This is a genomic window from Silicimonas algicola (assembly GCF_003970735.1).
GTDB lineage: Bacteria > Pseudomonadota > Alphaproteobacteria > Rhodobacterales > Rhodobacteraceae > Silicimonas > Silicimonas algicola.
The window spans coordinates 2,227,323-2,245,801 of record NZ_CP034588.1 but is presented as its reverse complement, the minus strand read 5'-3'; the positions used below and the strand labels follow the sequence as shown (position 1 = coordinate 2,245,801).

The 18,479-nt window shown below is 63.1% G+C and carries 22 protein-coding genes; 13 read left to right on the top strand and 9 right to left on the bottom strand.

Features of this window, described 5'->3' with window-relative positions; all coding sequences use genetic code 11:
• Positions 1-74: 74 nt before the first annotated feature.
• Positions 75-713 (bottom strand): DUF1194 domain-containing protein, encoded by a 639-nt coding sequence (locus EF888_RS11155; RefSeq protein ID WP_241239650.1) that lies wholly within the window; start codon positions 711-713, stop codon positions 75-77.
• 335 nt (positions 714-1,048) lie between these two features.
• Here EF888_RS11155 and EF888_RS11150 point away from each other — a divergent pair, with 335 nt between their 5' ends.
• The 5 genes from EF888_RS11150 (at position 1,049) to EF888_RS11130 (ending at position 3,997) form a co-directional block, all read left to right on the top strand.
• Positions 1,049-1,402 (top strand): hypothetical protein, encoded by a 354-nt coding sequence (locus EF888_RS11150; protein WP_109761235.1) that lies wholly within the window; start codon positions 1,049-1,051, stop codon positions 1,400-1,402.
• A 177-nt stretch (positions 1,403-1,579) separates the two neighbouring features.
• The gene (locus EF888_RS11145) at positions 1,580-2,833 is read left to right on the top strand and encodes a site-specific DNA-methyltransferase (protein ID WP_109761234.1); all 1,254 of its coding nucleotides are present in this window, start codon (positions 1,580-1,582) and stop codon (positions 2,831-2,833) included.
• Complete coding sequence (locus tag EF888_RS11140; RefSeq protein WP_109761233.1) at positions 2,830-3,042, top strand: DUF7220 family protein; 213 nt, start codon at positions 2,830-2,832, stop codon at positions 3,040-3,042. The genes EF888_RS11145 and EF888_RS11140 overlap by 4 nt, the downstream gene beginning before the upstream one ends.
• Before the next feature lie 8 nt (positions 3,043-3,050).
• Entirely contained in the window at positions 3,051-3,488 is a 438-nt protein-coding gene (locus tag EF888_RS11135) for a helix-turn-helix domain-containing protein (RefSeq protein ID WP_206508297.1), read from the top strand.
• A complete protein-coding gene (locus EF888_RS11130; RefSeq protein WP_109761232.1) occupies positions 3,485-3,997 on the top strand; it encodes a phage terminase small subunit P27 family in 513 nt (170 codons plus the stop codon). Before EF888_RS11135 ends, EF888_RS11130 begins: the two co-directional genes overlap by 4 nt.
• Positions 3,998-3,999: 2 nt before the next feature.
• On the opposite strand, the gene EF888_RS11125 is transcribed toward EF888_RS11130, so the two are convergent.
• The gene (locus EF888_RS11125) at positions 4,000-4,224 is read right to left on the bottom strand and encodes a hypothetical protein (RefSeq protein ID WP_109761231.1); all 225 of its coding nucleotides are present in this window, start codon (positions 4,222-4,224) and stop codon (positions 4,000-4,002) included.
• Positions 4,225-4,652: 428 nt separating this feature from the next.
• On the opposite strand from EF888_RS11125, the gene EF888_RS21815 reads away from it, so the two are divergent.
• Positions 4,653-4,790, top strand: coding sequence for a hypothetical protein (locus EF888_RS21815; protein WP_164721662.1), 138 nt, complete (start codon positions 4,653-4,655; stop codon positions 4,788-4,790).
• Between the two features lie 58 nt (positions 4,791-4,848).
• On the opposite strand, the gene EF888_RS11120 is transcribed toward EF888_RS21815, so the two are convergent.
• Positions 4,849-5,226: a nuclear transport factor 2 family protein gene (locus EF888_RS11120; RefSeq protein WP_109761230.1), complete on the bottom strand. Its 378-nt coding sequence runs from the start codon at positions 5,224-5,226 to the stop codon at positions 4,849-4,851.
• A gap of 185 nt (positions 5,227-5,411) precedes the next feature.
• On the opposite strand from EF888_RS11120, the gene EF888_RS11115 reads away from it, so the two are divergent.
• Complete coding sequence (locus tag EF888_RS11115; protein ID WP_109761229.1) at positions 5,412-6,110, top strand: recombinase family protein; 699 nt, start codon at positions 5,412-5,414, stop codon at positions 6,108-6,110.
• Positions 6,111-6,118: 8 nt separating this feature from the next.
• Here the strand turns inward: EF888_RS11115 and EF888_RS11110 are convergent, their stop codons facing one another.
• Positions 6,119-7,357, bottom strand: coding sequence for a cytochrome-c peroxidase (locus EF888_RS11110; protein ID WP_109761228.1), 1,239 nt, complete (start codon positions 7,355-7,357; stop codon positions 6,119-6,121).
• A gap of 10 nt (positions 7,358-7,367) precedes the next feature.
• Complete coding sequence (locus EF888_RS21810; protein ID WP_164721661.1) at positions 7,368-7,811, bottom strand: FixH family protein; 444 nt, start codon at positions 7,809-7,811, stop codon at positions 7,368-7,370.
• A 219-nt stretch (positions 7,812-8,030) separates the two neighbouring features.
• Here EF888_RS21810 and EF888_RS11100 point away from each other — a divergent pair, with 219 nt between their 5' ends.
• The 4 genes from EF888_RS11100 (at position 8,031) to EF888_RS11085 (ending at position 11,076) form a co-directional block, all read left to right on the top strand.
• A complete protein-coding gene (locus EF888_RS11100) occupies positions 8,031-8,708 on the top strand; it encodes a helix-turn-helix domain-containing protein (protein ID WP_126918561.1) in 678 nt (225 codons plus the stop codon).
• Positions 8,709-8,777: 69 nt separating this feature from the next.
• The gene (locus tag EF888_RS11095; RefSeq protein WP_109761226.1) at positions 8,778-9,569 is read left to right on the top strand and encodes a DJ-1/PfpI family protein; all 792 of its coding nucleotides are present in this window, start codon (positions 8,778-8,780) and stop codon (positions 9,567-9,569) included.
• A 153-nt stretch (positions 9,570-9,722) separates the two neighbouring features.
• Complete coding sequence (locus EF888_RS11090; RefSeq protein WP_109761225.1) at positions 9,723-10,613, top strand: alpha/beta fold hydrolase; 891 nt, start codon at positions 9,723-9,725, stop codon at positions 10,611-10,613.
• A complete protein-coding gene (locus EF888_RS11085) occupies positions 10,606-11,076 on the top strand; it encodes a GNAT family N-acetyltransferase (protein ID WP_109761224.1) in 471 nt (156 codons plus the stop codon). Before EF888_RS11090 ends, EF888_RS11085 begins: the two co-directional genes overlap by 8 nt.
• Before the next feature lie 498 nt (positions 11,077-11,574).
• On the opposite strand, the gene EF888_RS11080 is transcribed toward EF888_RS11085, so the two are convergent.
• Positions 11,575-12,897, bottom strand: a complete 1,323-nt coding sequence (locus tag EF888_RS11080) for a Gfo/Idh/MocA family oxidoreductase (RefSeq protein ID WP_109761223.1) — start codon at positions 12,895-12,897, stop codon at positions 11,575-11,577.
• 116 nt (positions 12,898-13,013) lie between these two features.
• Here EF888_RS11080 and EF888_RS11075 point away from each other — a divergent pair, with 116 nt between their 5' ends.
• Positions 13,014-13,922, top strand: a complete 909-nt coding sequence (locus tag EF888_RS11075; RefSeq protein ID WP_126918560.1) for a hypothetical protein — start codon at positions 13,014-13,016, stop codon at positions 13,920-13,922.
• A 774-nt stretch (positions 13,923-14,696) separates the two neighbouring features.
• On the opposite strand, the gene EF888_RS11070 is transcribed toward EF888_RS11075, so the two are convergent.
• The 3 genes from EF888_RS11070 to EF888_RS11060 are packed head-to-tail and all read right to left on the bottom strand — an operon-like array spanning position 14,697 to position 16,829.
• Complete coding sequence (locus EF888_RS11070) at positions 14,697-15,998, bottom strand: pilus assembly protein TadG-related protein (RefSeq protein ID WP_126918559.1); 1,302 nt, start codon at positions 15,996-15,998, stop codon at positions 14,697-14,699.
• Positions 15,999-16,000: 2 nt separating this feature from the next.
• Positions 16,001-16,396: a TadE/TadG family type IV pilus assembly protein gene (locus tag EF888_RS11065; RefSeq protein ID WP_164721596.1), complete on the bottom strand. Its 396-nt coding sequence runs from the start codon at positions 16,394-16,396 to the stop codon at positions 16,001-16,003.
• Position 16,397: 1 nt separating this feature from the next.
• A complete protein-coding gene (locus tag EF888_RS11060) occupies positions 16,398-16,829 on the bottom strand; it encodes a TadE/TadG family type IV pilus assembly protein (RefSeq protein ID WP_126918558.1) in 432 nt (143 codons plus the stop codon).
• 644 nt (positions 16,830-17,473) lie between these two features.
• Between EF888_RS11060 and EF888_RS11055 the strand changes: the two genes are divergently transcribed.
• Positions 17,474-18,448, top strand: a complete 975-nt coding sequence (locus EF888_RS11055) for an OmpA family protein (RefSeq protein WP_109761193.1) — start codon at positions 17,474-17,476, stop codon at positions 18,446-18,448.
• Positions 18,449-18,479: the final 31 nt, after the last annotated feature.

Here is an 18,479-nt window from a genome sequence, read left to right as displayed (position 1 = left end):
AGATTGGGTAAAATGCAAATCTCTTAATGGTGCTAAAACAAAGGTATCGGTATGCAAAGGCAATCTTTATGACGTTAGCGTTGCGCAATCGAAGATATCGGCACATTTCCTGAGATTTCGAGGATAAGCTTGCGGCGTATTGTTTCTACAAGGTCGTCTTCATTGGAGGCCGCCAGCACGAACGCGCCAGGCCCGCCGATGATTAATTCTTCGTACTCTGCTTCGATCTCCGGGAAGTCGTGCAACGCATCGCAAAAATAACAATTGATGGGGAGTCCGTTTATCGTGATTCCTGCACCTAGCACTTCGGCTCGAGCGGACTTGAGGGGAGGGCCTGCGTAGCTGACGGAACTGTCGCCGGAGAAATCGATCACCGCGCGTATGCTGCTGAATTCATTGCCTTCAATGAGGCTCTTCCCTGCTAACAGGGCCGTTCCAATAGCGTTTCGGCCGGAAGCACGTCGTGGCGAAGACAAGAGAGCTTCGGCAAAGTTAGCCGCGCTATCTGGCCCGTCAATTTTCGTCCAGTCTACAATGACCTCGGTGCCCTCTGCCCACTCTACATATATCAACGCAATTGAACCGGTTGCAGTCGCGTCAATGGCCGACAGGACGAGAGAGTTTGTGAGCGCCGCCGCATAGCCTTCACGTTGAAAGCGGATCTCCGGCTCGGAGATCGAGCCGGTAGCATCGGCAAGAAGGACTAACTGCAAGCCAACTTCTTCAGCTCCCACAGCTGAAGTGAAAAAAAGAAGCCATGATGCTGACCTGTACATAGTAGCTTATAGCATGAGAACTCGTTTCACGCATACTGTGATAGTTTGCCTACTTCGAAGGCAGCTTTTGTCTGCATAGCAGACCTTGGCGGACCAGAGCGTTGCACAGTGATAGGCTTGCCCAATCCGGACCGAGGTGTCGACAGTCTGGCTGAGGATCTAGCTCGCGCCGGTTGGTTTCTCTCTCGCGACGGCTCTTTTGCAGGCGCTCTTCGCACGTTCTGGAGTTCACTGATGTCTTTTAGCTTTGATCTGTAAGGGGAAATGAGCAGATGCGTATCAACACCAAGGCAGGGATCTCGGCAGCAGTTGTCCTTCACGTCTCCGTTGCAGCGTTCGCGGACACGACCGGCATGTGCCTCAACATGGCTGGAATGACAGACGACCGATGCGCCTGCGCGACGGAGGCTCTGGCTGGCGAGGTCAAAGCGGAAGCGTTGAACCTCTATGACGCTGTGGGGACGCGGTACCTGGAGAAGCTGTCATCGGGCCAAGCGATGGTGGAGGCCTGGGACGGGGCAATTGCAGAGACAGCCTCCGAACGTGGCGTTGACCGACATTCCCTGCTCGAGACCACGAACGACGTCGGCAAGGCGCACAGGACCGCGATCCTGGCTTGTGACTGACCCGAATGCGGCGGCAGCTCTGACGGTATCCAGATACCGCTGCACGTTAGCACAACTTCAGGTGCGTCTATTAAATGTCGTCCCATGTCGCCGACTGTCATTTATTGTCATCATTACAATGGCTTGATGCTCTGATATACTGACCCGGACAGGCAACCTATTTCCCGGGGCGGGGGCATGGCAGCACGGAAACAGCACCACGGCGCGACGACGGTCGAACAACGGCCGGTGGAAAGCCTCATCCCTTACGCGCGGAATGCGCGCACCCACTCCGAGGCGCAGGTGGCGCTGATCGCGGGCTCCATCCGCGAGTTCGGCTTCAACAACCCGGTGCTGGTCGACGGCGAGAACGGCATCATTGCCGGCCACGGGAGGGTACTGGCGGCGCGGAAGCTCGGTCTCAAACAGGTGCCGGTCATCGAGCTGACGCATCTCAGCGAGGCCGAGAAGCGGGCCTACGTCCTCGCCGACAACCGGCTGGCGGAACAGGCCGGCTGGGATCGGGAGCTCCTCGCCCTCGAACTGGGGGACCTCGGCGACCTCGGCATCGACCTGGGCGACCTCGGCTTCGACGGGGCGGAACTCGATGCGCTTCTGATCCATGGTGCGCCAGACCCTCGGGAGGAGGCGACGCCGGAGGTGCCTGCGGTACCTGTCTCGCGCCCGGGCGACCTCTGGGTGCTGGGGCGGCACCGGCTCATCTGCGGCGACGCCACGGACAGGACCACGGTCGAACGGCTTCTGGGTGGCGTGCAGCCTCACCTGCTGGTTTCGGATCCGCCCTATGGCGTCGAGTACGATCCCGACTGGCGCAACCGTGCCGGGGCCTCGGAGACGAAACGTACGGGCAAGGTCCTCAACGACCACAGGGCCGATTGGCGGGAAGCCTGGGCGCTCTTCCCCGGCGAGGTGGCTTACGTCTGGCACGGGGCGCTCCACGCCAGCACGGTGGCCGACAGCCTCCTCGCCTGCGACTTCGAGATCCGGAGCCAGATCATCTGGGCCAAGGAGCGGCACGTGCTCTCGCGGGGGCACTACCACTGGCAGCACGAGCCCTGCTGGTACGCGGTGCGGGGCAAGGGCCACTGGAGCGGGGACAGGACGCAGTCGACCCTCTGGACGATCCCGAGCCGGGACCAGGACGCCGCCACCATCCACGGCACCCCGAAGCCGGTGGAGTGCATGCGCCGGCCGATGCTGAACAACTCCTCGCCGGGCCAGGCGGTCTACGAGCCCTTCTCGGGATCGGGAACAAGCCTCATTGCCGCGGAGACCTGCGGACGGGCCTGCTACGCGGTCGAGCTCGACCCGGGCTATGTCGACGTGGCTGTGAAGCGCTGGCAGGCCTTCACGGGCGAGCACGCGAGGCTGGGACCGGACGGGCGGGCCTTCGATGCCGTGGCGCTCGAGCGGGAGGGGATCGCGGTATGACGCAGTCGAGGCTCATGTCCGGGATCGAGGCAGGCGCAAACGTCGCCGTGGGGTGGTGCATCGCCCTCGGCACGCAGTTGCTCCTTTTCCCCGTCGTGGGGTTGCAGGTGACCGTGGCGCAGAACCTGACCATCAGCGGGGCCTTCACGGCAGTCTCTCTCGCCCGGAGCTATGTCCTGCGGCGTGTCTTCGCAGGCAGTGGCAGGTAAGCACCCTGATGCCTCCAACGCCTATCGCTCTAACCGAAGCACAGGCCGCCGAGATCGAGACCCTCGCGGCGCTGCTGAACCAGGAGCAGATCGCCGATTACCTCGGCGTTTCCCGTCGTACCTTCCAGAACATCCTCGCCCGCGACGAGGACATCGCTGCGCGCTATAAAAGGGGCAAGGCCAAGGCCATCGCACATGTCGCCAACGGGCTTCTTCAGAAGGCCCGCTCGGGCTGCACGACCTCGTCCATCTTCTATCTCAAGACTCAAGGAGGCTGGCGCGAGACCGAGCGGATCGAGCATGCGGTCGCCCGCACCAGCATCGAGGCCATGAGCGACGCGAACTTCGACGAGACCCTGCGCGTCATGAACGCCGTGCTGGACGCGGAGCGCGAGCGGCAGCTCGTGATCGAGCAGACACCGGATGCGGTGGAGATCCAGCGATGAGGGGTCCGAAGCCCAGACCCGCGCGGCCCGCCGGTAAGGACGACACTCACGCGGTCACGCCTGACGCCCTGCCGCGCTGCCCGGCGCACCTGGGGCCTGTCGCCCGCAAGGAATGGCGCAGGCTGGCAGCCCCACTCCACAAGCTCGGCATCCTTACCGTCGCCGACCGCGCCGCCTTCGCGGCTTACTGCCAGGCCTGGGAGCGCTGGGTCGAAGCCGAAGAGCAGTTGCAGAAGACGCCGATGCTCCTGAAGACACCCTCGGGCTACGTCCAGCAGTCGCCCTGGCTCTCGATCGCCAACAAGCAGATGGAGCTGATGGCGCGTTACATGGCGGAGTTGGGTCTTACCCCTTCGGCGCGGCGCAGGGTCATGCCGGAAGGCATCGAGGCCAATGAGCCATTAATCATCTTCAAGACGGTCTACGAATGGGAGGGCAAAGAGATCGACGCTGCTCCAGACAGCCGACGGCCGATGATACGGCTGCCTCCGGGTGCGGAGAATGCGTGAGGTCAGGCGGCTTTGCTGACGTTGCGGGAATACGTTCTGTGCGAGAACATTGCCCGGCTACGACGGCGAACTGCTTCCGACCCAGCCCTCAGGCCCTGGATGCTGGAATAGGCCTGCTGCAGGGCCCGACGCTGCAGGCGGCTCTTCCTCAGGATCCGGATCAGCAGCGCAAAGGCTGCAAAGGCCGCCAGGGGAGACGTCAGTCCAATGAGAACGAAGAGGTCCATCAGTTGTCTTTCATGTTCTGCATAGGGCGGCTTTAGTAGCGCCCACTCATGGCTTCATTGCTTGAACAGAGAACTCGAAAACGACCTGACCCGAACTCGCAGCCGAAGCCGCCGCCATCATGGCCAAGGGGTGAAACCTTCGCGGACAAGTTGTGACGCCGCCCGGCCGGCGAGACGGTTTGCGATGGTGAGGGCCATTGTTGCGCGAGTGGAGGAAGAAGCCGCCGCCGCTTTGACCGGGGGACAGAACTGTCGGTAGGATGAGCCAGTGTATCCTGTTGCGGTACCCGATGGCGCCATGTTGGAAGACCTGTCGGACCGCCTGTTAACGAGAGGTGGCGATGTTTGCCACACATGCGAAGCCGAGGGCTATGAGCCTGCCGGCACTGGAAGCTCCCCAGCCTTCTAGGGACAGTCGACCCAGCCCCGTGAGGCGCCTGTCGGGCTGCGTCGAGATCACCGGACTCGGTGAAGGCGGCCTGAGCCTGGCCCGACTGGACCGCGGGAAGTATCTCGCCGTCGTGACCATCCTCCTGTTCGCCACTCTTCTGCACACCCTTCCGTAGGACCGCTGCGACCCGGAGACGAAGAACAGCGAGGCTGCTTTGGTGACGTACCGGAGGATCAAACGACGATCTTCCAGTAGGAGTCCTTCCGTACGACCTTGTCGTCCCGAAACGAGTAGAAGTCGCAGCCGCGGACGCGAACCTTTTCTCCCTCGAGGGTCGTGCCGCTCAGCAGCCATTTCGACATTCCGGTGTCGCCGCTGACGAAGTTCTCAATTTCACCGTAGTGGACGTCCGGCGTAGTCTCGAAGCGCGTCAGAAGTCCGCGGCGAACCTGGTCGCGTCCCACGTAGCGGCTGCCGTGAGGGGCCGTTCCACGGGGGAGGTCCAGACTACAGCCTTCGGCGAAGAACGCCATGATGGCGTCGATATCGTGGTTGTTGAACGCTTCCGCGAGGCCATCGAGAACCTCCATCAGTCTCTGCTGGTCAGCCATTGATCCACCTCATGTGTCTCGAACGATCTGTGGTGCTGGCGCCAGGTCGCCCTCGCGCATCTAATCCCTGAACGCACCGAAGGGCTACCGGTCCGATCTTCTCGCAAGTTCGACAAAGCGCTACGCGATTGCCGCCTGTTGAGCGATGTACAGACCTGCGCAACCAACGTCAGGCAGGTTTGTACATGGACAGAGAGACTGCCCCATCCCCGAAGTTCGTCGCCTACGAGCGGGTCTCGACCGCCAGGCAAGGCAGGTCGGGTCTCGGGCTGGAAGCACAGCGGAAGGCTATCGGCGACTTCGCGGCATCGCGAGCGGCAGACGTCCTCGCGCGGTTCACCGAGGTCGAGAGCGGGCGGAAGAACGAGCGGCCTGAACTTGCCAAGGCGTTGACCCTTGCCAAGCTCACCGGCGCAACGTTGGTCATTGCCAAGCTCGACCGGCTCTCCCGCAACGCAGCCTTCCTGCTCACTCTAAGGGACAGCGGAGTCCGGTTCCTCGCCTGTGACATGCCGGAGGCCAACGACCTCACCGTGGGCATCATGGCGCTCGTGGCGCAACAGGAGCGGGAGGCCATCTCCCGGCGCACCAAGGAGGCACTGGCGGCCGCGAAGGCCCGCGGAGTGAAGCTAGGCAACCCGAACGGAGCCGCGGCTCTGAGGCGGGCTGGCAAGGGCGGCGAGGCGCTCAGGGAGGCAGTCTCGCGGAATGCGGACGAGTTTGCTGAGGGTCTGCGTCCGGTGGTCGAGAGCATCTGCGCTCAGGGCACAACGTCCCTACGCGGGATCGCCGGCGAACTGAATGACCGGGGGATGATCACTCGCCGCGACGGACGGTGGCAGGTATCCAACGTCCGGGGCCTCATTGCGAGACTGGCAAGTTAATTACGGTTTCAGCCCTCTGGCGTAGCTCCTCCCGCCGCAGCAGGCGCATCGAGCGAGCGCAAGAACGCTTCGATTTGGCGGCGTTCCGCTTCGTCCAGCTTGATAGGCCGAAGCTCGCTGTGTCCCGCAGGTGCATCGGGCGCTGCAGCATAGTGAGCGATCACCTGGTCTATTGAACCAAACTGCCCTGCGTGCATGTAAGGTGGGCGACCAGTAGCTCCTCGAAGCGACGGCGTCTTGAATGCGCGCAGCATTTCGTGCGTCTCCGGCGCCATGAAGCGAAGCTCGGTGCACTGGCTTGCGCTGGCATCGCTATGGGGACCGAGGCAATTGAACGGGTCCTCACGGACCAGACGCGCTCCCACTTCCCGACCGCGATCCTCCGGCAAGCCCGGGGCGGCGGGCACGCCGGTGTTGTGGAAATGATTGTCGGTCAGAAGGGGGCCGTTGTGGCAGTTGATGCACTGGCCCTCACCAATGAAGACCCGAAGTCCCGCCACCTCGTCCTCGGTCAGAAGGCCTGCGTCAGGAAACTGAGGCGAAGCGACCCATTCATCGAACCGCGTAACAGGCGGATCGATCGTCCGCTCGAAGGCGGCGATTGCCTTGCCAATGTTGGCGAATACGATGTTGACGGCCTGCCGGTCCGCTTCAGCCATGGCGTCCCAGGCCGCCGCAACTGTTGGCTCCGCGACGGGACCGGCATGTGGCGGGAGCGCACTGAGGTCGGGAAGCGGTCCGAAAATTGCCGCGTAGTCGTCGGCGTAGTGTTCCGCCACAAGCCGGGCGTACTGAGTGCGATCACCTCCATGTTCGACTGCGCTCTCCAGCGGACCGAGCGCTTGTGCCCAAAGGCTGTCCTTGCGTCCGTCCCAGAAGAGAAACGGGCTGCGCGCCATCCCGGCGATCGGCATGGTTCGGCGATCCGTCCGCCCGACGCCCTGGGCCAGCGCATGGTCGTCCTGGAACTGCCGGTCCGGCAGGTGGCACGTGGCGCAGGCGATTTCGCCGGTCGAACTGAAGCGGGTCTCAAAGAAGAACTCCCGGCCGAGTTTTGCGGCGCGTGGATCTTCTGCGACGCGGTTGGAAGGATCGGGCGCGACGGGAGGCAAGGTGTCGAGGGAGAGGGAGCGGACCAGCGCCAGGTCCGCTTCGCTCCAGCCCGACCCCATTTGGGCAGGCAGTCCGACCGCAAGCGTCCCGGCGGCGGCTGCGACCAGCGGGAGGGCAAAAAGAACCTGGCGCATCCCAACCACCTCAGAGCACCAGGTTGAAGGTTATGGTGTCCGCGCCCATCGGGCCGTCGATCGAGAGGTCGATCTCCCACCATCCAGGCATGTTGAACTTCATGCCCTCGATCAAGAACCGGCCCTGACCAAGTGCCTGCGTGACCGCGGGCGCCGTCGGCAGGCCGTGACCGTGCTGTGGCATACCGCCGTCGACTGTGATGGCGGCCGCCTCGACTGGTTTGCCGCCTGCGTCCGTCAGGGCGACGGTCCAGGAGTGCATGGGGCCGACGGCGGCAGCCTGATCGACAGGCGAGATTGCGGCGATGTAAAGACCCGCGTCCGTTTTCCGTTCGAGCGAAAAGTCGACGTCGTCCGGTACTCCGCGGGAGAAAAGTCCGGCCGCCACGCCCGTGGCGGCAAGGGCGATAGGTAAGCCGAGCAGAAGTGCGCGGCGGGAGGATCGATTGAACATGTCTTTGACTCCAAAAAGGTGTGTGGAGCTGGAAATAGGAGCGATGCGGATGCGGCGCTTGAACGAAACGGCTATTCTGGCGGACAGCAGAGCGGTCGAATCCGAGGTGGAACGCGATTGGTTGCGAAGGTCACGAAAGATGGAAGGATTGTCCTGTGGGAAGGCGCCAGTCTTTGGACCTTCGACGTCCTGCCGGCAGGGGCGGACACACCGAACCGAATGCATGCGCATCACGCATTCCAGATCACGCTCTCCGCAGGAGGAACAGTCGGCATCCGAACGGCCGAGGGCCTGGTGCCGGGTCCGGCGATCCTGATCGCGCCTGACGTGCTCCACGCCATCGAGCCGGAGGGAAGGATCGCGCTCCTCTTCGTCGAGCCGGAGAGCCGGGACGGCGCGGGCCTGCACGAGCTGCTGCGCGGCGCGCCGGTCGCGCGCCTCCCGGAGATGCCCGGTGCCGCGATCGAACTGGCCGGGATCTGGGGCCGGCCGCCTGCGGGCGACGCCGAGCTGGCGCGGCTGGGCCGGCGGCTGTTGGCGGCGGTGCTTGGCCCCGCGAGCGGCGGCCCCGGCGTCGACCCGCGGATTGGCCGGGTGCTCGACCGCCTGACAGACGGGAGCGAGGGCGAGCCGACCGCGGCAGAGGCGGCGGCAATCGCCTGCCTTTCCGAGAGCCGGTTCAGCCATCTTTTCGTCGCTCAGGTCGGGTTGCCGTTCCGGACCTTCCTGCTGTGGCGCCGGCTTATGCGCGCGGTCGAGCAGCAGGCGCGGGGCAAGAGCCTGACGGAGGCCGCGCACGCGGCTGGGTTCGCCGATTCGGCGCATTTCAGCCGGACGTTCCAGCGCATGTTCGGGCTGCCGGCGGCGGCGCTGCGACTTAGCCCGCCGGAAAAATAGCCGTTTCGTTCAAGCGCGGAGTCAGGCGGGCGGCGTAGATCGGCGGCAGACACCAACGGGAGCCCTGCCATGCCGATCGACCGCCGTACTGCCCTTCTGTCCCTCGCCGGCCTCGCGCTGGCGCCGGCTCTCGCCCCCGCCGCCCTCGCCGAGCCGCAGAGGCCCGCCGGCGCTCCGGTCTCCGGCCCGCCGATTGCGATGCTCGTCTATCCGGAGATGACGGCGCTCGACCTGGTCGGGCCGCACCACTTCCTCGGCGCCACCGGCGCACCGATCGAGCTCGTCACTACGCAACGTGACCTGAGGCCGGTCCCCAGCGACCTCGGGCTCGCGATCCAGCCGACGGCGACGCTCGAGACTTGCCCAGAGGACGTGACCCTGCTCTTCGTCCCGGGCGGAACGAGAGGCACGATCGCCGCCGCGCGCGACCCGCGGACGCTTGCCTTCGTCCGTGACCGCGCCTCCCGCGCCCGCTATGTGACCAGCGTCTGCACGGGCTCGCTGGTGCTCGGCGCCGCCGGTGTGCTGCGCGGCAAGCGCGCGACGTCGCACTGGATCGTGCGCGACCTGCTTACTCAGTTCGACGCCATCCCGACCGCGTCCCGTGTCGTCCGCGACGGCAACGTCATCACCGGCGCCGGCGTCTCCGCCGGGCTGGACTTCGGCCTGACGCTGGCGGCGGAACTCGCCGGACAGGACGAGGCCGAGGGCATCCTGCTAGTTTCCGAGTACGACCCGGAGCCGCCGTTCCCGGGCGGATCGCCCGAGACGGCACGCCCGGAGATCCTTGAAGCCCTTCGCGCCGGCGGGCTCTCCCGGTTCGTGGCCGAGGCGCGGACGCTGCGGATCGCCGGGGCATGAGGCATTATGCTCCCGCGCTTCCTTTCCTCGAGGAGCTCCTGCCGTCAATGCGATGGGCTGTCCGACGATGGCCGCTCGCCGTGCCCGCCCTGGGGACGGCCTCGAGGCGACGCAGATTAGGCCCTATCCTCGCCCCGCACTTAGTGAGTGCTCATGTCCCTTGATACCGAATGCCTTTGCGGCACCATCCCGCACGTCGAGATTGGACCGCACGGCTCTGCGCTTGCCGTCTTGAGCGGAGGCCAGGCCTTCATGCGCCGCCCGAGTCCGGAGCGTCTTCGCCGAGACGCGGTCAGGCTGAGGCGCCTGATGCCGAAGGGGCGCGGCTTCACCCTTTTCGGCTATGGTCCGCGGCATTACGCCGAGGCCGGTCTGGACGGCCTCGCGGACAGCTTCGCAGCTATCCTCTCCTGCCGGTCCGGCCCCGTGCAGCTGGTCGGCGTTTCCTACGGCGGGCTCGTCGCGACGCGGATCGCCGCACGCCACCCGAGCCTCGTTTCCGACCTCATCCTGCTCGCCAGCGCGGCGAGCTTTTCCGAGGAAGGTCGGGCCCGCTTGCAAAGACAAATCCAACTCGCCGGTCAGGGCCGTTACGCGGAGCTCCTGTCTGACTTCGGGGGCACTTTTCGCCGGCCGTGGTATAACTGGGTTCTTCGCGCGCGCTTGCGGCTGCGGCACGCAAGGCTGGCTGAAGAGATGAACGCACCCGACGAAATCCTGGCATACCTCGAGGCCGCGGAGGGCGCCGAAGAGACGGACGCCCACGCCAGCCTGAGCCGCATCACGGCGCGGGCGCTGGTGATCGGAGGCGCGCGGGATCAGGTCTTCGGCCAGCGGCTCGCCGACACGGCGAGCGCTATTCCCCATGCACGGCTCCACCTGCTGCCGGACGAGACGCACATGGCCCCAGTCGAGCGGGCGGCGGACTTCCGCCGCGAAATGACAGCTTTCCTCGCGGACTCCGGAAGTACTATGTCTGCCAAGAATCCACCGACAGCTGGTCGCGAGAAATCGCTCGTCAGGAAAGGAACCGCCGATGTCTGACCGCCTGCAGATCGGGGAGCGATCGCTCCTCATCCGTCCCTACGACGCCGCGGGCGATCTCGAGCGATGCATGATCCTCTGGCGCCGAGCCTCGGAGGTGGGCCACCCGTTTCTCGACGCGGCCACGCTGGATGCTGATGGGTCGTTGGTGCGCGAACGGTACATGCCTGCCGCAGACATACGTGTCGCCGAGACCGAGGGAGCGGTTGTCGGCTTCATTGCCCTCTTGCGCAGCTTCATCGGTGGGCTCTTCGTCGATCCGTCGCGGCACGGCCAGGGGATCGGTCGCGCGCTGGTACTGGATGCGCTACGGCGCCACCGGGCGCTCGACGTGGAAGTCTACGAGGCAAACAACGAAACTCGTTCGTTCTACGCCCGGCTTGGCTTCGCGGAGACGGGGCGCCGCGAGCGGGATGATCAAGACCGACCCCTGCCGCTCATTGCGATGCGTCTCGCCGGCTGAAACGGCGCCAGCTGCATCTCTCTACCTCTCAGTGGGCAGTGGCCGAGGCAAGCAGGAGACGGCGGCTGCAGCATGCTTGGAGAAACGCCTCATCACATTCACCCGAGCAGGGTGAGCCCGACGACCACGAAACCAAGCAGGAACGTGGACAGGGAGATGTGCAACAGGCCTGCAGCGGCGCACCTCCAGCGCACATCTCTCTGGTGGTCTGCAGCCGCGAGAGCGACAACGGCGCTGGTCGCGCTCACTCCGGCACCAGGTTAACGACGGCAGCCAAAGGTTCTGCCTTCGTGAGGGCGGATTGCCCGGCAACCAATGGCTCTCCGTCCTAAAGTCAGACCATCTCAACATTCTCCGCGAAACCCTGCACCCGCTCCGCAAAAGTGGACTCTTCATACGCGCCTCGACAGAACGCGGCCGCTGCCATCAACGAGAAGCTGCGTCTGTAAGCATTTGAAACAAATCCTGCAGCCGCCCAGAACCCGCGTAGCCTGCGCCTCAAGCGGTCGCCTTTGCGCCAATCACCAGCGAGTCGCGATAAAGAGAAAAGCGCTCGTCGTCCGGCCGAGCCGCGCAGTCTGACATGAGGATGCGCGCGTCCTTCTTTATTTCTCTTTTCAGTTCCAGACCATCGCAGATCAGCTGCGGAACGCCTTCGCCGCCTAGTGAATCCGCCTCGTCCAGGTTCTCGACGAACCCGTAGGTCAAGTAGCCGCCCATTCCGTCAAGCACATCGCCGGCCTTGAGGTCACGCTTAGCGTAGCAGACGACGTTGGTACGGAGTCCCGTCCAGGGCGCCAGCCTGGCAGTTGAATCAAGCACGGCCTCTGCCACGCAGCGTAGCGCCTCTATGTGCCCCAAGTGGTACGGTCGGTAGAAGAGGTAAAAGGGACCAGGCCCCATGTCAGGTGGGTACCAAGACAGAGTGAATTGCTGGAATTCCTCCGGTGTGTGGCCAATGACGAAAACGCCCCCGACTGGCCTCGCACCCAGCACGTAGTCCACGATTGGGGCGTCGCCTGGCTGCCACATGGCCGTGAAGTCGAAGGCTTCGAAGATATTGTGAATCGAGGCGATGCGCGGTCCGGTCATTCCCGGCCTTGCCACCCTGCCGCCAAGCGCGTTGGCCACTACCGCCATCTCCACGCCAAGCTTTGACCCGTCAGTGTATGAGGCGCACATCTTGTGGTCGAGATTGCGCTTGTCGGCTTCTGGAGCGATCTTTGTGGGGTCGGAGTAAAGATCGTGGAAGCCCTTCATGTTGCCCAGCATTACCGGCTCGAAGCCCCAGAAGACGATTTCGTCCACCAGCGTCTTGATGACCGTGGGCTGGTCTCCGTCCGCGCAGGTGTAAATAAGCCCCGCCGCACGCGCCCTCTGTAGCAGATGCGGACCATACATGAGTTCCGCCTCGTAATTCATCATGACGACGTGGTTGCCCGAAGAGATCGCAGCCTCGGCGTGGCGCGCGCCGCCAATGACCGCGTTCGACGCCTCGATCATGACGTCGGCGTCCTCCATCCCGGCGATCAGTGCGCCGTCCGCGCTAACCGCAACATCGCCAGCCACCTGAGACTCGGCCAACTCCTTCGCACTCTCAACCACTCGATACGACAGGCCAAGCCGCTCCGCGCATTTTAGCGCCTTCTCCAGATTGATGTCGGCAATTCCCGCCAGTTTGAACCCCGGTGTGTGGTGCAATTGATAGGCCAGTCCGTTACCTATCGATCCTATTCCAACGACGCAGACCGCTATGGGGCGCTCAAGTCGTGCGAGGCGCGTCGGGAGAGGAGTAGCATCAGGAACGAGTGAATATGTCATGGCACTCCTAAACATCGCAGTAAGCGGCCGACCCGCTTACTTTTGCGCGAAATTTCAGTAGGATGATACCGGCACAGAGCCCTTTGGCCAGCAATAATTCAGTGTTTGGAGGCACCGTGAAGCTCGGAATCATTGTTGTCTACGTCTTCGGAGATGAGATGCAGCCGATGTTTGACGTGCACATCGACCGGATTCGCTCGCACACGCGGACGCCCTTCCGGATCTTTGCTGCGGCGCATAAACTTCCTCCAGCGCAGCGCGCGCACGTCAACGCCGTGCAGGAAATATCTCTGCCCCACCTGAACGTTCCAGAGGAAGTCCTCAGTAAGGGCACTCGGGCAGAGCATTCTCATTGTCTCGCTCAGTTGGCCGACATCGCGTTTGAAGATGGCTGCACACACGTCATCTCCATGCATCTTGATTCCTTCCCGCTCAAGGACGGCTGGGAAGACGCATTCATCGTCCCGATCGAGTCGGGGGAGGCGGTAGTCACCAGCATCGTGCCTAACGGGTACAGCGCTGGCCTGTGCTGGCGGCGCGACTTCCACCTGGAGCATCGTCCGCCCATGCTGGTCAAACAGAGCGACCGTGCGGGTTCCGAATTCCAAAGTTTTGTGGAGGAGCATCCGAAGTACGATTACGTCGAGACCGGGCTCGGAGTGATTTATACTGCGTGGCGGCTAGGGCTCGGCTGGCGAAGGATTGGCACCGACGAAGAGCGGAAAATATACGGCGGCATCCTGTTCCACATGGTAGGCGCCACTTTCCGTACGTTGGTGGATGTCCAGCCAATCCGAGACACTCCTGCGGCGAGAATCCTCTGGCCTATTGCGCATCATATTGTCCGCTTGCTTCCGAAGCGCGCCGGCCAAAGGGTTCGCAGTCTATTTGTCGACTTTGACCGTACGACACGGGACGGATCACCGAGGAGCAAGGCGGCGGAGAATGCGGCGCTCATGGCCGATCCCGACAGCTATCTTGCGGAGCTTCGGCGCCGATACCGCGGTGAAGAAGTCCTCATTTAAGCGGCGCAAAGCAAGGCCATGATGCGCACGTCAATTCAGGTCGGTCACGGCCGGTGGGGCGACATGCGCCAAGGTGGCTGAAAGAGCTAGGAGCAGCGCGATCTGGACAAAGATGACGAACTTCACAGTATGGACCGGCTCCGCACGTGCGCAGAGACATTGCCGGTCGGAGGTCAGGGGTCTTCAATGGCCGAGGGACCTACGTGAATACGTCGCGATCACCGTATTACTTGAGACGCCCCGACGGGGGGCATGCCTTCCCAAAAAGGAGGAACGGGAAGGAGAGCATCGAGGATCCGAAGTAGAGCAACCACCGAGGTAGAGTTGCGAACGTCGGGCGTGTGGAACCTCCTGTACTATCTTGGCTGCCGAATGCCGGACCGCCGCGGCCGCAAAGGCTCCATGTACGACCTGATCCCGAAAGATGACCGCCGCGGTTGGGCGGAAGGCATCTGGCGCGACAAGACCGAGCTTTGTTCGTCCTACGAGGGCATTGGGCTACTCCGGGAAGCGGCGAAGATACTCGGCCATCAGAGGAGGCCGTCGACCGCATCATCAAGCCGCCGAGGCAGTAACACATGTCAGTGCCTCGCCAACCTCGAACGCCACCGAGGCGGCCAAGGGTTGCTCGCTGGCTAGGATGGGCTGTACGGCGCCCTGGGTAGGATCGATCACCGATAGCGCCCGAATCGAAGACCGTGAGAGTGTTCTTGCGATCAACGAAAATGCGGGGCGCTGCGGCCTGGCCTCGTCTTGAAGGAATTTCGAAGTGGGTCAGCCGGCGAGGCGGAAGTACTCGGCCATGAATATGTGGGCCATGCCGCCGCCGCAGAAGGCGAAGTTCATGTTCGACGTACCGTCGATGCGGCCGCCCGCCACGATCGAGGCACCCCGGATGCCGTCGGCGTTGGCGGTGAACTCGACGTTGTCGGCGGCAATTATCTGGCTGCCGTGCATCTCGAGAGACGACGCGACCTCGACGCCGCCGTAGGACACGAGAATCGCGCCGCCGCCTTCTGCGCAGTTGTCTTTTGCTCCGAGCACGAGGTTATTCGGCGCTGACATGGCCTTGGCGTCCGTCGACCGGGTGATGATGACCGAATCCTGGAACTCGGCGCCGTTCTTGAAGATCATCTTGCAGTCCGCGATGACCACGATGCCCTTGTAGATCCCTCCATTGAACGTCAGCCTGTTGGAGCAGGACGACTTGTAGATGCGGCCGGCCGTGAAGTTCGACGGGCTGACTGTTGTGCCAGTCAGCGTCAGCGGGGTGAAGTTCGTGGTGTAAGACTGCGCATAACGGCTGTCCCGGTCCTGCACGCCTTGGCGGATGAGGTCCAGACGGTCGAGGATCTTGATGAACCAGCGACCTTCGCGCAATGCGTTGGCTAAGCCTTCGTTCTTCTCTTCATCGAGTCCGTTGTTCGGCACGACGAGGTCGTCCGTGTCGGGCATCGACACGATGGTGCCAGCCTCGAAGAAGTTGTTCTGGTTGATCTCGACGTGGCTGTTCGAGTGGATGCAGAAGCCGTTGAAGTAAGAGTTGTTCGACTGGATGTCGACAACGCCCTTCGCCACGAAGCCTTCCTTGAGGCAGGTCGGGAAGAAGGTCTCGAACACGCTCTGACGTGCGACGTCCCACTGGTTGACGCCTACGAGATGCAGAAGGAAAGTGCCGACAGGATTGCCGTTGTCGGAAACGCGACGCGTCTCGACGAGAACAGCGTCGCGGCTGTCCTCATCGACGGTGAAGGTCTTGGTGGCGCGGTCGTATTCGCCGAACTGGATCGCCTCTTCGTCGAGGACCTCGCCATAGACCGAGGCCGGCATGTTGGCCTGCAGGATCTGCATCGCGGTCGCGCGCGATGTCTCCATGTCGTGCATTTCCCGTTCGACGAGCGCGGCGTGCGCTGCGGCGTCGGCGGCGGTCTGAAGCTGGGTGCGCGCCGACATGAGGTTCGACACGTCGATGGCGACGCCCGAAAGCATTCCCACGGCCAGGATGAAGAACAGGTTTATGACCGACATCGCGCCATCCTCGTCCGCGACAGGGGTCGGTATCCGCAACTTTGACATTTCTAGAACTCCTGAACCATTTGGGAGACCACCTGCATGTTTATCGACGCAAGCGAGGTGACGAAGCCCACCGCATCGAGATCGGACGTCGGCAAGGTGACGACCGTCGTGATGAGTCCGTCTTCGGTATTGATGTGAGCGCTGGCATTCGGGCTGATCGTGGAAAGCCGCGACACGATCTGCGCCTCTGCCTCTTCGCGCGTCACCTCGCCGATGGCGAAGGAGCGGTTCGCGTCCTCGGTGACCTGGAGCGCACGCGCCTGGCCGTAGAAGATGAGGGCGCCGTCGGCGATCAGCGTCAGGCAGAACACGAAAAAGGGGATCCACAGGACCGCTTCGACGGAGATTGTCCCGTCTTCGCGGCGGAAACGGCGGAGCGCGCTCAAGATCTGGGACATGTCAACTCTCCACCAGGTGAGACGCGGACACGACGATCTGGATGTCCGAGAAGATGGACAGGATGCCCGTGGCCTGAAGGTCGGAGCCCGGGATCGTGGCGACGATGCTGACGACATTGTCGACGATGGTCGTCTCGACCTCGGCTGCGCTGCTGAGATGGCTGAGGCTGGCGGTCGCGCGATCCTCGGCGGCCTGTTCGATCAGCGCCGGCTCATCCATGTCGCCCAGGTATCCGGTCGAGGCGAGGCGGTTCACGTCCTGGATGATCCGGCGTGCCTGGCTTTGTCCGTTGAACATCAGAGAGACGTCGACGAGGAGCGCGAAGAAGACGCCGTAGATCGGGACCCAGAGGACCCCTTCGACCGTGACTGCGCCCGTATCTTGCCTAAAGAAGCTGTTAATTCGACGTCCCAGACTACCAAGCACACACATCCGAAAACTCCCAGGATTTGCAAGGAATCCCGCGATATCCATGGGTATCAATAGTCTTGAATTGCGTCCGAAGTCTGATCATCCCGGGTTGAAGACGAGGCTTTATCGCGGTCTTTTGAGTAGATTTGTCAGTCCCGTCTGGCTCACCCTCAGCAATCCTAGAGCTTCCTCGATTGTCGCTCTCGCCTGCTCTGTCTGATGATCGTCTGCACAATTCGTCACCAAAATCCCTCGCCGCGAGTCACAGTTTCGCCCACTTGAGGGAGCACTTTCCTCGCGTGTAGTTTTTTGTCAGCTCCTAGCCATGTTGGTGGAGCAGTAACGAGTGAGACAGATATGGCGAGCAATTCGCATCAAATCCCCGATTCCATCTCCTGTGTTCTCTCCGCCCTTGTGCGCCTGGTTCGTTTTGGCCGGAGCAGATCGAGCCTGCACCTGACGTCGTTCACGCAGATCGGGGAAAGAACTTCCAGGAAGGACCCATCGTACTTGCGGCCAGAAGAGCCGAAGCAGGACGATGCGCAATCCCGGCCGCTCGGCAGGCTGCCCTACGCTTTCTGATTCGAGGCGAGGCGGGAGCGATCCTGCGGCCGCAGATAAATATCTCCGTAAACCCAGTAATCAGTAAATGTACGAGGACTGTAATGAGTAAAATCTCCCTAGGAACTATGTTCATCTTTTCAGCCGCGCTGGCTGCCTGTTCGGACAGTCGCTCTCCCGAGCAGTTGACCCGGTCGGAACCACTTCCGGTCAGTGTCGAGGCTCGCCAGGGAATGGGCGTGGCCACTGTCTACTTCGCCTTCGACGGCGTCCAACTCAACCCTCAGGCGCGGTTGCTGCTTGATGCCGAGGCGGCGCGCATGATGAAGAACGCCAGTTCTGACTACGTCATCATCGGACACGCCGACAAGGTTGGATCGCCCGACTACAACCACGACCTCGGCTTGCGCCGGGCCTTGAGCGTTGTGACCTATCTGGTCTCGAAAGGTGTCTCCCGCGAGCGGCTGGTTCAAACGGCCTCATTCGGCGAGCTCTCTCCTGTTGTAGTCGTCGACCAGGCAGAACGCCTCAATCGACGCGTGGTCATCCTGCAGAAGACCCCCTCGGGTTCCGCGAAGGCTTTGGTGCGGGACGAGGGAGAGCGGGCCCGTGACCGTCTGGCAGCGGGCCCTGAGCAGCCCCAGGTCCAGACCCCGCCCACGTCTGGCGGGCCGTCCGATCTCCCTGGTGAGACTGAGACGCCGGACAATGAGACACCGGATCAGTCCGAAACACCCCCGCCGTCGCAGCAGGACCCGGAGAGCAACCCCGGTGAAGGCGAGGACGGTGGCACGGGCGGCGATGAGTCCAGCAGTCCGGCGGAAGAGCCTGGAAACGAACAACCCGGTGCACCCGAAGACGAACAGTCACCCGGGAACGGGAGTGGTGGCCAAGGCAACGGGAGCGGCAACGGGAACGGCGGCCAAGGAAACGGCAACGGGAATGGGAACGGCCTGGGCCGTGGCTCCAATGGAGGCAACCAGTCCGGGACGCATACCGATGCCGGTCGCGGCAACGGCGCGGAGGAAGGCGATCCGGGCAACTCTGGCGGCCGGAACCAGGGCGGCGACAACGACTGACGGGTGGAACGTGCGACGAGGCCGCTTGGCC